This window comes from Lacisediminihabitans profunda (assembly GCF_008040105.1).
GTDB lineage: Bacteria > Actinomycetota > Actinomycetes > Actinomycetales > Microbacteriaceae > Lacisediminihabitans > Lacisediminihabitans profunda.
This window is the reverse complement of sequence record NZ_VRMG01000003.1, coordinates 193404-207471: the sequence shown is the minus strand read 5'-3', so window position 1 is coordinate 207471 and position 14068 is coordinate 193404. Positions and strand designations below refer to the sequence as shown.

The window sequence follows — 14068 nt, the reverse complement described above, 5'->3', positions numbered from 1 at the left end:
AGCCCTTTGCCCCTCACGAGAACCTTCAAAGGAGAAGCACATGACGACCGAGTCCGTGACCGGAGCGCTCAAACGGGCGCGGAGCGGCGTGGGGAACGCCGGGTCTGGCAGACCGCCCAGCAACCGAGAACGCCGGCGCCGGGTCACGCACTCCCGGGCGTTCGTCTTCTTTGTCCTCCCGTCGTTGATCCTGCTCGTGCTCTTGAACCTGTACCCGGTGATCTACGCGGGGCTCCAGTCGCTGCGCAACGGCGACCTTCTCAGCGCGGGCAACTTCGTCGGCCTGAACAACTACATTGCGATGGTGCAGACCCCGGCCTTCTGGCACGCGGCCCTCTTCACCGTCGTCTTCACGCTCGTCGGCGTATTCGGCAGCTGGGCCATCGGACTCGCCCTCGCCCTGCTGCTGCGCACCCGCATCCCGGCGGGCGGCCTGTTCAAGGTCCTGCTGCTGCTGCCCTGGGTTGTCCCGGTCGTCGTCTCAGCCACGTCGTGGAATTGGCTGGTGGCAACGCCGCAGTCGCCACTGCCGATCCTCGCCGAGGCTCTTGGCCTCGGCAACGTACTGTTCCTTGCCAATCCGCTTCTCGCGCAGGTCACGGTGTGCGTGTTCAAGGTGTGGATCAGCTTCCCCTTCATGATGATGATGATGTCTTCGGCACTCGCTTCCGTTGACGTCAACGTCTACGAGGCATCCAAGGTCGACGGCGCCACCGCGTTCCAGACGTTCGGGCGGATCACCCTTCCGATGATTTCGCGCTCGACCTACATCAGTTGGATCCTGATGACGATCTTCTGCGTCAATGACTTCCCGAGCATCTTCCTGCTCACCGGTGGCGGACCGGTCAACTCCACCCAGACACTCGTTGTCCTGGCCTACTCCACGGTCTTCCAGAACTTCCAGACCGGTCCGGGCGTCGCGATCGCCTTCATGATGACCATCGTGCTCGTCATCATCGCCACGCTGCTGTACCGCCAGATCCGAAAGGTGAACATCGAATGAGCGTCGAAACTTCAGGTGCCACTATTGCGGGTCGGTTCGCGACCACCGTGCGCCCGTCAAAGCGCCGCACGCTCACTCAGGCCCAGGAGAGGGGCAAATGGTGGCGCTTCGCTGCCATCCTCGTCATTGCCGCCGTTGTGCTGGTGCCGATCCTGGCCGTCGTGCTCCTCTCCCTCGAGCCGTCGCTCGGGAGCACCGCCCGAGGAGTCACGCTGGAGAACTTCGGCAAGATATTCACCGAGACCTCGGTCGGAAGGTGGCTCACCAACAGCCTCATCGTCACCCTCGTCACTGTGGTCATCGCCGTGATCGTCGCGGCGCCCGCCGGCTACGTGCTCTCACGAGGGCGCAGCAAGCTCGTCTCCGGCTACTCGCTCATTCTGTTCATCGTGCAGTCGCTGCCCGTGGTCACCGCGGTCATCCCCCTGTTCATCCTGTTCGCGCAGATCGGCCTTGTCGACAACCTGGTCGGCGTCACGATCATCTACGTGGGCTCGACCATGTCCGTGGCGATCTGGATGATGGCCGCCTACTTCGACTCGATTCCGATCACTCTCGAGGAGGCAGCCTGGATGGACGGCTGCTCCGTGTTCGGCAGCTTCGCGCGGATCGTGCTGCGCAACTCACTTCCGGGCGTGCTCTCCACCGCGATCTTCGCCTTCCTGCTCGCGTGGAACGACTATCTGGTCGCCGTCGTGTTCCTGCGCTCGGACGAGAACTACACGCTGCAGATCGGTCTGCAGACGTTCTTCCAACAGAACCAGACGAACTGGGGACTCGTAATGGCCGTGGCCGTCGTGATGATGCTGCCTCCTGTGCTCCTCTTCGCCGCGCTCAACAAGTACTTCAGCGTCGGAGGCATCGGTGGTTCGCTCGCCGGGCGTTAGCACGATCGATCTCTTCAGCGCGAACATCCGCGCCGCCGTCGACAGGATCATCCCGGCCGACGACTGGCCGGCCGGCTGGGATGGCGGCGTGTCAGCCTATGTCTCCCTGGCGAACGAGGAGCTGGACTGGGCACGGCCCGCACTCGGCTGGCTGGAGACGGCTCTCGACACTGCGGCACGCGCCAGCGGCGGGACCTCGTTCGCGGGGCTGACCGCACGGCAGCAGGATGCGATCCTCACTTCCTTCGAGATCGCGGATGACCCGCCCGGTGCCGCCGCGCACTTTGCGGCGCTGCGCCGGATCTGCTGGGAAGGCTTCTACGCATCCTCAGCGCACCGCAGTCCGACCGAACGTCACACTCCCATCGGGCTCGAGATGGTCGGATTCCGCGCGGTGCCGCACGGCGTGATTCCGATCGAGCCCGATCCGATCGAGGGCATACGTCCCGATCAGGTGCGCACGGGATACGACGCGATCGTGATCGGCAGCGGTCCCGGCGGTGGGGTCGCCGCGGAGACGCTCGCCAAGGCGGGTAAGACCGTGTTGCTCATCGAACGCGGCCTCCCCCTGCCGAACTCTGCGCTCCGCGGCGACCACCTGCACGGAAAGCGCAATGCCGTCTACGCGCCGTCCGCGGGGCCCGGGCCGGGGCATCCGCGCCTCGCTCGCCTGCAGGACGACGACCGCATAATCGACGGCACCGGTGATGCCTCCCTCTACGGACTGAACGCCATGGTTTTCGGAGGCGGAACCCGACTGTGGCAGGGCATGTCGTGGCGGTTCCTGCCGGACGACTTCGCGATGGCACGCGTTTTCGGTAACCCCGATGGCGCCAGCCTGGCGGACTGGCCGATCGACTACGACGAAATGGAGCCCTATTACACCCGAGCGGAGTGGGAGCTTGGCGTCTCCGGCGCGGAGGGCAGCCTGACCTCGCGCACGCCCCGCTCGGCCGGTTATCCGATGCCGCCGATGGCGACCGAGCCGGCGCGGGACTTGCTCGGGGCGGCAGCGGATGCGCTGGGCTGGGGCTGGGGTCCGATTCCACTGGCCATCAACAGTGTGCCGCACGGCGGCAGACCAGCCTGCGTACGGTGCCCTCAATGCGTCGGACACGCGTGTCCTGTCAACGCCAAGAATGGTTCGAACAACACCTTCATCCCGCGCGCCATTGCGACGGGCAATTGCGATGTGCTCTTCGACGCCGAGGTCATCGAGGTGCGCGACGGCGCGCGTTCGGCCAGCGTGACGCTCATCGCGTCCACGTCCACGACTCCCGTGGAACTCACGGTGATCGGTGAGGTCGTCGTCGTGTCTTCCGGCGCGGTCGAGACCCCACGGCTGCTCCTCGCCAGCGGCATTGGCAACGATCAGCTCGGCCGACATCTGCACGATCACAGGTTTGTCACGATGCTCGGCACGACGGATGAGCCCGTCAAAGACTTCGTCGGACCCGGCCACTCCGTGGCCACTCTCGACCACGTCCACGGCGAGAGCATTCCGTGGGGCGGTGGGGTCATCGTCGATCTGATGAGCCTGCTTCCCCTGACATCCGCATCGAACCCGGCCATGCCGGGCGTGCCACGCTGGGGAGCCGGCCACAAGGAGTGGATGCGCAGCGGACGCCCCCATGCCTTCGGCGTCTTCGGAATGGGACAGGAAATTCCGATGGCCTCCTCGCGGGTGACCCTCGCGGATCACCTTCGCGACCGATGGGGCAGACCGGCCGCCGCACTGCGCAAAGACGTGCACTGGGCATCCCTCGACGTGGAAGCCGGCATGGCCCGGGTCGGCGCACAGTGGCTGGAAGCGGCCGGGGCGCGCGACATCCGCCGCCAGCATGGCCCGGCAACCGCCTCCGCGGCGGGCGAGCACTCGTGCGGCACCGCGCGGATGGGGTCGGATCCGGCGACATCGGCCACCGACCGTTGGGGACGGGTGCACGGTGCCAGGCGGGTCTTCGTCTGCGACTCCTCGTTGCATCCGACCAACGGCAGCGTGAACCCGGCCCTGACCATCGTGGCCAACGCGCTTCGAGTTGCGGAGCACCTCACTCAGGCCTGGCCGACGGGTCACTGACGGACCGCTCGGAGCATGGTCGAGCGACCGCCGGTGACCTCGTTCCCGGCCGCAGCGGGATCAGCGACCGCTCGAGCGCCTCTTGTTGTACACGTCGAAGGCCACGGCCGCGAGCAGCACGATGCCCTTGATGAACTGCTGCCAGTCGGTGCCGACACCGATGATCGACATCCCGTTGTTCAGGATGCCGATGATCAGGCCACCGATGATCGCCCCGGTGACGGTGCCGATGCCGCCGGTCACCGCCGCGCCGCCGATGAAGGCCGCCGCGATGGCGTCGAGTTCGAACCCGTTGCCGTTGGTGGGATTGGCGAGGTTGAGCTGGCCGGCGAAGACGAGGCCGGCGAGCGCACCGAGCACACCCATGTTCACGAAGAGCAGGAACGTCACGCGCTTTGTCTTCACCCCGGAAAGCACGGCGGCGTTGAGGTTGCCGCCGAGCGCGTAGATGTGGCGCCCGTAGACGCTGCGCGCCATCACTGCCGAGTAGACCACCACGAGCACGCCGAGCACCACGAGCACGACCGGCGTTCCGCGATAGCTGGCGAGCAGGAACGTGATCGCGAGCACGAGCACGCCCGTGAACGCGAGCTTGACCACGAACCAGAGGAACGGCTCGTCCTCGAGGTTGAGTCGGCGCCGGATCAGTCGCTGGCGCACGGCCTGGCCCACCAGGAAGGCCGTCGCGAGAACGCCGAGCACCACGGTAAGGGTCTCGAGTTGCCCGAAGAGGAAGCCGAGGTTGGGCAGGAACCCGCCGCCGAGCGATCGGAGCTCGTCCGGGAAGGGCGTGATCTGCGTGCTGCCGAGAACCACCTGGGTGAGACCGCGGAAGATGAGCATGCCGGCCAGGGTGACGATGAACGCCGGGATGCCGAAGTAGGCCACCCAGAAGCCCTGCCACGCCCCGACGACCGCACCGAGCAGCAGGCAGAGGATGATCGCGAGCCACCACGGGAGCCCCATCCGCACGCTCAGCACACCGGCGACCGCGCCGATGAAGCCCACCACCGAGCCCACCGAGAGGTCGATGTGCCCGGCGATGATCACCATGACCATGCCGATCGCGAGGATCAGCACGTAGCTGTTCTGCACGATCACGTTGGAGACGTTCTGCGGGTTGAGCAGCACCCCCTGGGTGAGCACCTGGAACAGGATGACTATCGCGATCAGCGCGATGAAGATACCGATCTGCCGAAGCTGACTGGTGAGGTACTTGAGGGCCGAGCTAAGCGCACTCATGGATCGTCACTTATTCCTTTTCCTGGGTCATGTACTGCATGAGGAGTTCTGGTGTTGCCTCTGCACGGGGGACGTCGGCCGTGATGGTCCCCTCCGAGAGCGTGTAGATGCGATCGCAGATGCCGAGCAGTTCGGGCAGTTCGGAGGAGATCACGATGATCCCCTTCCCCTCGGCGGCGAGCGTGTTGATGATCGTGTAGATCTCGTACTTGGCACCCACGTCGATGCCCCGGGTGGGCTCGTCGAGGATGAGGACGTCGGGGTCGGCGAACATCCACTTGCTCAGCACGACCTTCTGCTGGTTGCCGCCGGAGAGCTTGCCGGTGATCGCCGCCACCGTCGGCGACTTGATGTTCATGCTCTTGCGGTAGCCCTCGGCCACCACGAACTCCTGGTTGGCGTCCACCCAGCCCCACGTGGCGAGCTTGCCGAGGGCCGAGCCGGAGACGTTGCGCTTGATGTCGTCGATGAGGTTGAGACCGTAGCGCTTGCGGTCCTCGGTGGCGTAGGCGATGCCGTTCTTCACCGCCTCGGACACGCTGTGCGTGCGGATCTCCTTGCCATCCTTGAAGACCTTGCCGGTGATGTTCGACCCGTAGGTGCGCCCGAAGACGCTCATCGCGAGCTCCGTGCGGCCGGCGCCCATGAGGCCCGCGATGCCCACGATCTCCCCGCGGCGCACATTGAGGTTGGCGCCGTGGATCACGACGCGCGAGTGATCGGTGGGGTGATGCACCGTCCAGTCCTCGATCCGCAGCACCTCCTCACCGATGTGCGGAGTGTGGTCCGGGTAGCGGTTGTCGAGGTCGCGCCCGACCATGCCCTTGATGATTCGCTCCTCGGAGATGGTGTTCGCCGCCACCTCGAGGGTCTCCACGGTCTTGCCGTCGCGGATGATCGTCACCGAGTCCGCGATGCGTTTGATCTCGTTCAGTTTGTGGGAAATGATGATCGACGTGATTCCCTGCTCCTTGAGCTGCAGGATCAGGTCGAGTAGATGGGCGGAGTCCTCGTCGTTGAGCGCGGCGGTCGGCTCGTCGAGGATCAACAGCTTGACCCGCTTGGAGAGCGCCTTGGCGATCTCCACGAGCTGCTGCTTGCCGACGCCGATCTCGGTGATCTTGGTGATCGGGTTGTCGCGGAGGCCCACGCGCGCGAGCAGCGCGGCGGCCTCGAGGTTCGTGGCGTTCCAGTCGATCCAACCGTTCTTCTGCCGCTCGTTGCCGAGGAAGATGTTCTCGGCGATGGAGAGGAACGGGCTCAGTGCGAGCTCCTGGTGGATGATGACGATGCCGAGGCTCTCGGAGTCGTTGATGTTCTTGAACTCGACCGGTTCGTCTTCGAAATGGATCTCCCCCTCGTAGGACCCGGCCGGGTAGACGCCGGAGAGCACCTTCATGAGAGTGGACTTGCCCGCGCCGTTCTCCCCGCAGATCGCGTGGATCTCGCCTCGCTTCACCTCGAGCGACACGTCCTGGAGGGCCTTCACCCCGGGGAACGTCTTGGTGATGTTACGCATTTCGAGAATGTTGCTCGTCACCGGGTACCTGCCTTCCTCATCGAACATCGACCGGGGTGCCGGCGGCGCGTCTTACGCGCCGCCGGCACCGGGGCTCTGGCTGTCTAGCGAGACCCTACTTGAGGTCCGCGTCGGTGTAGTACCCGCCGGTGACGAGCACGTCCTCGAAGTTCGCCTTGGTGACCACGACGGACTGGAGCAGGAAGGTCGGAACGACCTTCTTGCCGTTGTCGTACGACTTGGTGTCGTTCACGGTCACCTTCTTGCCGGTGAGGAGGTTGTCGACGATCGTGACGGCCTCCTTGCCGAGCTTGCGGGTGTCCTTGTAGATGGTCGAGTACTGCTGGCCGGCGATGATCGACTTGACCGATCCGACCTCGGCGTCCTGGCCCGTGATGACGGGCAGTGCGTTGGTCGCATACCCGGCGGCGGTCAGCGCCGAGATGATTCCGATCGACAGGCCGTCGTACGGGGAGAGCACTCCGTTGACCTTCGCGCCGGCGGAGTAGCTCTTGGCGAGCAGGTCCTGCATGCGCTTCTGGGCGGTCGCCGGGTCCCAACGCAGGGTCGCAACGGTCTTGAAGTCGGTCTGGCCGCTCTGCACCACGATCGTCTTGTCGTCGATGTACTTCTTGAGGGTGTCCATCGCGCCGTTGTAGAAGAAGGTGGCGTTGTTGTCGTCCGGGCTCCCGGCGAACAGTTCGACGTTGAAGGGGCCCTTCTTGCCGGTCTCCTTGCCGCTGTCGTCGAGGATGCCGAGGCCGGTCAGCAGCGAGGTCGCCTGCTGCACGCCCACCTTGTAGTTGTCGAAGGTCGTGTAGTAGTCGACGTTCTTGTTGCCGTTGATCAGGCGGTCGTAGGCGACGATCTTGATGCCGGCCGCCGCCGCGTTGTCGAGCTGGGTGCTCAGCGCGGTGCCGTCGATCGAGGCGATCACGAGCACCTTGGCGCCCTTGGTGATCATGGTCGAGATCTGCTGCACCTGGGTCGGGATGTCGTTGTTGGCGTACTCGAGGTCGGTCTTGTAGCCGAGCGCCTCGAGGTCCTTCTTGATGGCGGCGCCATCCTTGATCCAGCGCTCGGAGGTCTGCGTCGGCATGGCGATGCCGACGAGGGCTCCCTTGCTGCTGGTGCCTCCGGAGGCCGCCGGGGTGGTGGTGCGGGTGCTGGAGCACGCGGCGAGCGACACGACGAGCGCGCCAGCGGCGATGACCGCGAGAACGGCTTTCTTGTTCACGGTGATACCTTTCCGATCTATTTCAGTGGGACGTCGTTGTCAACAGAGGTGATTGACGGGTTCGGACTCGCGCCTGGTGGGCGAGTCCCTTGGCCGGGCGCGAGGGGTTACTCGGGCGCGACAAGTCGTGGGGGTTGTCCAAGTGCCGGACGATGGTCGGCGGGAGCGAAGGGGAGGCCAGCGCGTGCTGCGGCGGTGTGTCCGCCGGCAGACTGGCTCAATGAGAGCGATCTCATTTTCTGACCTCTTCGTCACGGTAGTTCTCTGGTGGGTGATCCCGGTCAAAATGTGACCGTTCACATTGGGGAATGCCCTATCGTAGCGTCAGCGCCTCGGCGTCTGTCAAGTCGGCGGTGCTATCGGTTGGGTAACGGCCCGTCCGGCGCCCACCGGCGCGGCGGATGCCCGCTCGATCAGGCGCGGTTCGGTGCGCACGGGCTCGCCGAATTCCTGCCCGCGCAACACCTCGAGCAGCGACTCCATGATCCGTCGCCCCAGCTCGCCGAAGTCCTGCCGCACCGTGGTGAGGGGCGGAATGAAGTGGGCGGCCTCCGGGATGTCGTCGAACCCGACGATGCTGATCCGACCGGGCACGGGCAGGCCGCGATCACTCAGAGCGTGCAGCACCCCCAGCGCCATCTGGTCGTTCGCTGCGAAGATGGCGGTGAAGTCTCCGCCCCCGAGCAGGCGCTCCGCCGCCGCGTATCCGCTCTCCGGGGACCAGTCACCCGCCACCGGCTCACGGGTCTCGAGCCCTCGAGAGGCGAGCACGCTCCGCCAGCCGCGCTCCCGCTCCGCGGCGTCGAGCGATGTCGACGGCCCGGCCAGATGCACGATCCGGCGGTGCCCGAGGTCGGCGAGGTAGCTCGTCGCCAGCTCGGCTCCGCGGAACTGGTCAATGGACACGCTGTGCCCTCCCATCCGCCCGCTGCTCTCGGCGGTGATCAGCGGCACCTGCAGCTCGAGGTCCTGCACGGCCTCGATCGACGCGACATCGGAGGCGATCAGAACCAGAGCCTCCACGTTCTGCGCGACCAGCACGTCGATCGCCTCGAGGATCGCGCCGCGATCGGAGGTCGACATGCTCGCGCTCGTCACCTGGTAGCCGGCCTCGCGCGCCGCCTCGTTGAAGCCGAGCGCGGTGCTCGACGGACCGTAGAGCGGGTTTCCGGTGCTGATCAGGCCGATCGTGCGCGTCTTGCGGGTGACCAGGGCGCGCGCGACCATGCTCGGCCGGTAGTGCAGCTCGGCGATCGCCGCCTCCACCCGAGCCTTGGTGCTCGGGCGCACGGTGTTCTCGTTGTTGAGCACCCGGGACACCGTCTGGTGCGAGACCCCGGCGAGACGAGCGACATCGGTGATGTTCGCCATCCGAATCCTCCCTGCTCGTCGCTCCGGCCGTTCAGAGCCCCCGGGCGAGGCGGTAGTAGGCCTGATTCCAGCGCAGCTCTCGAGAGAACTCTCGCAGATTCGTGCCCTTGTCGATCACCACGAGTTCGCTCTTCGCGATCTCGGCGAAGTCCTCGAAGACGTCGAGGCCCACCGCTGTCGACATTACGGTGTGGTGCGCGGCTCCCGCGGTGAGCCACGCGGCGGCGCTGGTGGCGAAGTCGGGTTCTGGCTTCCACACCGCTCGTGCCACCGGAAGCTTCGGCAGCGGCTCGGGCAGCGGCACGACCTCGACCACGTTGGCGACGAGGCGGAAGCGATCCCGCATGTCGCTGAGGGCGACGACGATGCCCGGCCCGGCGTCGGTGTCGAAGACCAGGCGGACCGGGTCCTCCCGGCCGCCGATGCCGAGCGGGTGGATTTCCAGCCGCGGCCGCGAGGTGGTGAGCGACGGGCACACCTCGAGCATGTGGGCACCGAGAATGAGTTCGTGGCCCGGGGTCAGATCGTAGGTGTAGTCCTCCATCAGGGAGGCGCCGCCGGCCAGGCCGGACCCCATCACCTTGGCGGCGCGCACGAGCACGGCCGTCTTCCAGTCGCCCTCCGCACCGAAGCCGTAGCCGTCGGCCATGAGTCGCTGCACGGCGAGGCCCGGCAACTGGCGGAGCCCGCCCAGGTCTTCGAAGCTCGTGGTGAACGCCCCGAAGTCTCCCGCCTCGAGAAAGGAGCGCAGTCCCAGCTCGATCCGAGCGCCGTAGCGCAGCGACTCGTGACGCTCGGCGCCGGCGCGCAACTCGGCCGCCACGTCGTAGAGCTCCTCGTATTCCGCGACGAGGGCATCGACGTCCGACTCGGCTGCGGCATCCACCGCCTCGACCAGATCATTCACGCCCCAGGTGTTCACCTGCACGCCGAACTGCAGCTCGGCCTCGGTCTTGTCGCCCTCGGTGACCGCGACGAACCGCATGTTGTCGCCGAAGCGGGCGAGCTTGAGCTCGCGGGTGGCGGCCCAGCCGGCGGCCGCCCTGGACCACGTGCCCACCTTCGCGGTGACCGCCGGGTTCGAGACGTGGCCGACCACGGTCTTGCGGGCGACACCGAGCCGGGTCTGGATGTAGCCGAACTCCCGGTCGCCGTGCGCGGCCTGGTTGAGGTTCATGAAGTCGAAGTCGATCTCCGACCACGGCAGCGCGACGTTGGCCTGAGTGTGCAGGTGCAGCAGGGGCTTGCGCAGCAGGTCGAGGCCCGTGATCCACATCTTGGCCGGACTGAAGGTGTGCATCCAGGCGATGACGCCGATCACGTTGTCCTGCGCGTTCACCTCCAGGGCCAGGCGGCGGATCGAGTCCGAGTCCTTGAGCACCGGCTTCCACACCACGGTGACGGGAATGTCACTCGCGGCGTTGAGGGCCCGGGCGATCTCCTGCGACTGCTCGGCCACCTGCGCGAGGGTCTCCTCGCCGTAGAGGTTCTGGCTGCCGGTAAGGAACCAGACCTCGGAGGAGGCGAGGTCGGGGATGATCGAGCGGCTCATGCGTCAAGTCCTTCTGGGTCGAGGTCTGGGGTGGTTTCGGCGGCCTGGGCGTCGAGCGAGCCGGCCGGAGCCTGCCCGTACACGTTCTGGTAGCGGTCGAACAGGGCGTCGATCTTGTCCTGCGGGATGGGGATGACGTCGCCGAGTTGGCGCGCGATGTGCACAGTGCGGGCGACATCCTCGGCCATGACGGCGGCCTTGACCGCGTCGCGGGGGCTCTTTCCGATGGTGAAGACCCCGTGGTTCTGCATCAGCACGGCGCGGGAGCGGTGCCCGGAGAGCGTCGCGACGATGCCCTCGCCGATGGATTCGTCGCCGATGATGGCGAACGGCCCGACCGGGATCTCGCCGCCGAACTCGTCGGCCTGGCCCGTGATCACGCAGGGGACGGCCTCGCCGCGCGCCGCCCACGCCGTGGCGTAGGTGGAGTGCGTGTGCACGACCCCGTTCACGTGCGGCATGTTGCGGTAGACGAACGCGTGCGCCGCGGTGTCGCTCGACGGCGCGTGCTCCCCCTCGATCACCGTGCCGTTGAGGTCGCAGAGGATCATGGTGCCGGGGGTGAGGTCGTCGTACTCGACGCCGCTCGGCTTGATCACGAAGAGGTCTGCTCCCGGTACCCGGCCGGAGATGTTCCCGCCGGTCCAGATCACCAGCTGGTAGCGCACGAGCATCTCGTGCAGTGCGCAGACGTCCGCGCGAACGTCGTCGATGGCCTGCTGCAGGGCGCTCATGCGGCCGCCGCCTCTCGCTTCATGGCCTTCAGGCGGTGCATGACCTCGTTCGCTCCACGGCCGAAGTAGTCGTGCAGGGTCGCGTATTCCGCGTAGAGCCGGTCGTAGGCATCCGCAGCCTCGGTGTTCGGCACGTACACGGCGCGATCGACCTTGCCCATCGCGCGGCCGGCGGTGAGAACGTCGGGGTAGGCGCCGGCCGCGACGGCGGCGTGAATCGCCGACCCGAGCGCCGGCCCCTGCTCGCTGGCGATGATGGAGATCGGCATCCGCAGCACGTCGCTGTAGACCTGCATGAGGAAGGGGTTGCGCTTGAGCCCCCCGGCCACGATGAACTCGGTGACCGGCACGCCGCTCGCGTTGAACGTCTCCACGATCGTGCGGGTGCCGAATGCGGTCGCCTCGAACAGGGCCCGGTAGATCTCCTCGGGCCGGGTGGTGAGCGTCGTACCGAGCACGACCCCGCTCAGCTCATGGTCGACGAGCACCGATCGGTTTCCGCTCTGCCAGTCGAGCGCGACGAGGCCGTGGCCGCCGACGGGCTGGTCCTTGACGAGGTCGGTGAGATGCTCGTGGATGCCGATGCCACGCTGCGCCGCCGCCTCGACGTAGCTGCCGGGCACCTGGTTGTTCACGTACCAGGCGAAGATGTCGCCGACGCCGGACTGGCCGGCCTCGTAGCCGTACAGTCCGGAGACGATTCCTCCGTCGACGACCCCGCACATGCCCGGTACCTCGGTGAGGACGTCGGAATTCATCACGTGGCAGGTCGAGGTGCCCATGATCGCGAGCATCTGGCCGGGCTCGACGGCCTGCGCCGCCGGCGCGGTGACGTGGGCGTCCACGTTTCCCACGGACACGGCGATGCCGGCCGGCAGCCCGGTCCAGGCGGCAGCCTGCGCCGAGAGGGTGCCGGCGGCGTCGCCGAGCTGGCCGATCTCGTGGGCGACCTTGTCATCAGCGAAGCCGGCGAAGGCGGGGTTGAGCGCGGCGAGGAATTCCCGGCTCGGGTACTCGCCGTCCTGCAGGATTCCCTTGTATCCGGCCGTGCACGCGTTGCGAACGTAGCTGCCGGTGAGCTGCCAGACGATCCAGTCCGCGGCCTCCACCCAGTGGTCCATTCGCTCGTAGAGTCCCGGGTCCTCTTCCAGCAGTTGCAAGCCCTTGGCGAACTCCCACTCGCTCGAGATGAGCCCGCCATAGCGCGGCAACCAGGTCTCATTCCTCTCGGCGGCGACCCGGTTGATGCGGTCGGCCTGACCCTGAGCGGCGTGGTGTTTCCAGAGCTTGACGTAGGCGTGCGGCCGGTCGGCGTACTCGGCGAGCTCGTTGAGCGGGGTTCCATCGGCGAGCACCGGCAGAGGGGTGCTCGCGGTGAAGTCGGTGCCGATGCCGATGACCGCGGCCGGGTCGATGCCCGCGGCCGCGACCGCGGCGGGCACGGCGGTCTTCAGCACCTCGACGTAGTCGGACGGCACCTGCAGCGCCCACTCGGGCGGCAACGCCCTGCCCGTGGAGGCGAGCACGGTGTCCATCACCGCATGCGGGTAGTCGTGGGTGGCCGAGGCCAATTCGGCACCGTCGGACACCCTCACGACGACAGCCCGGCCCGACAGGGTGCCGTAGTCGATGCCGATCACGTATCGGTCGTTCGGCCCGATGGTCCCCGGCTCTCCCGCCATCGCGACTCCTTCGTCCATTGCGGCTCCTTCGTCAGTCTCGAAAATGTGATCGCTCACATTTCTGTCTGCCATGCTACATCGTCCGTCGCCGGAAAGAGAAGGCGGTCGCTCGATCCGGCGCTGGCTCCGATGCCCCGGCTCCCGCTCCTTTCCCGCGCGCCATCCCGCTCGCCCCATCGCCTCGCGCCGCGCCCTCCCCTCTCCTCTCCTCTCCTCCTCCGCTCTCCTCTCGTCCTCTCCTTTCTCCTCTTATCTCCTCTCATCTCCTCCTCTCCTCTCTCCTCTCATCTCCTCTCATCTCCTCCTCGTCCCCCTCTTCACCGTGCATAACTCAGGCTGAAACCGCGGAGTCGCCCGACCACCCCCGCGATCTCGCGGACACGAACCGTCGAAATGCGCAAACAGCAGGAGTTGTGCACGGCCGGCGGCCCATCGACCGACCCCCACCGACGAGCCCGTCGACCGGGGTGCGCTGCCCTGCCTCGCGCGGCCGGGCACCGCCCGGTTCCCGTGTCTGCAGTGTCCCGTCGTGCATAACTCCGGCAAAACGAGCCGAGCAGCAATGACGGCCCCGGGATCTGGAGGCCGCTGCACCAGGCACAAGCCAATCAGCAGGAGTTATTGCACGGGCCGGGTCGCGCACCGGGCCGGGTCGCGCACCGGGCCGGGTCGCGCACCGGGCCGGGTCGCGCACCGGGCCGGGTCGCGCACCGGGCCGGGTCGCGCACCGGGCCAGGTCGGGCACCGGCAAGGTCGGGCAC

The 14068-nt window shown here is 66.8% G+C and carries 10 protein-coding genes; 3 read left to right on the top strand and 7 right to left on the bottom strand.

Annotated elements, in window-relative coordinates; genetic code table 11:
• Positions 1-40 precede the first annotated feature (40 nt).
• Genes FVP33_RS02240 through FVP33_RS02230 form a run of 3 tightly spaced genes read left to right on the top strand, consistent with a single transcriptional unit; the run spans position 41 to position 3970 of the window.
• Positions 41-1003 carry a carbohydrate ABC transporter permease gene (locus FVP33_RS02240; RefSeq protein WP_147781995.1) on the top strand — a complete coding sequence of 321 codons (963 nt, stop codon included), beginning with the start codon at positions 41-43 and terminating at the stop codon, positions 1001-1003.
• The gene (locus tag FVP33_RS02235; protein WP_147781994.1) at positions 1000-1890 is read left to right on the top strand and encodes a carbohydrate ABC transporter permease; all 891 of its coding nucleotides are present in this window, start codon (positions 1000-1002) and stop codon (positions 1888-1890) included. Before FVP33_RS02240 ends, FVP33_RS02235 begins: the two co-directional genes overlap by 4 nt.
• A complete protein-coding gene (locus tag FVP33_RS02230) occupies positions 1868-3970 on the top strand; it encodes a GMC family oxidoreductase (RefSeq protein ID WP_147781993.1) in 2103 nt (700 codons plus the stop codon). The genes FVP33_RS02235 and FVP33_RS02230 overlap by 23 nt, the downstream gene beginning before the upstream one ends.
• 60 nt (positions 3971-4030) lie before the next feature.
• On the opposite strand, the gene mmsB is transcribed toward FVP33_RS02230, so the two are convergent.
• From mmsB to araB, 7 genes are all read right to left on the bottom strand, one after another.
• On the bottom strand, positions 4031-5212 hold the full coding sequence (gene mmsB / locus FVP33_RS02225) for a multiple monosaccharide ABC transporter permease (protein ID WP_147781992.1): 1182 nt from the start codon (positions 5210-5212) through the stop codon (positions 4031-4033).
• Positions 5213-5222: 10 nt separating this feature from the next.
• A complete protein-coding gene (gene mmsA, locus FVP33_RS02220) occupies positions 5223-6731 on the bottom strand; it encodes a multiple monosaccharide ABC transporter ATP-binding protein (protein WP_425460925.1) in 1509 nt (502 codons plus the stop codon).
• A 115-nt stretch (positions 6732-6846) separates the two neighbouring features.
• Positions 6847-7968 carry a multiple monosaccharide ABC transporter substrate-binding protein gene (gene chvE, locus FVP33_RS02215; RefSeq protein WP_147781990.1) on the bottom strand — a complete coding sequence of 374 codons (1122 nt, stop codon included), beginning with the start codon at positions 7966-7968 and terminating at the stop codon, positions 6847-6849.
• A gap of 342 nt (positions 7969-8310) precedes the next feature.
• On the bottom strand, positions 8311-9339 hold the full coding sequence (locus tag FVP33_RS02210) for a LacI family DNA-binding transcriptional regulator (protein WP_147781989.1): 1029 nt from the start codon (positions 9337-9339) through the stop codon (positions 8311-8313).
• A gap of 31 nt (positions 9340-9370) precedes the next feature.
• Complete coding sequence (gene araA / locus FVP33_RS02205; RefSeq protein ID WP_147781988.1) at positions 9371-10891, bottom strand: L-arabinose isomerase; 1521 nt, start codon at positions 10889-10891, stop codon at positions 9371-9373.
• Entirely contained in the window at positions 10888-11625 is a 738-nt protein-coding gene (locus tag FVP33_RS02200) for an L-ribulose-5-phosphate 4-epimerase (RefSeq protein ID WP_147781987.1), read from the bottom strand. The genes araA and FVP33_RS02200 overlap by 4 nt, the downstream gene beginning before the upstream one ends.
• Complete coding sequence (gene araB / locus FVP33_RS02195; RefSeq protein ID WP_147781986.1) at positions 11622-13325, bottom strand: ribulokinase; 1704 nt, start codon at positions 13323-13325, stop codon at positions 11622-11624. The genes FVP33_RS02200 and araB overlap by 4 nt, the downstream gene beginning before the upstream one ends.
• Positions 13326-14068 lie beyond the last annotated feature (743 nt).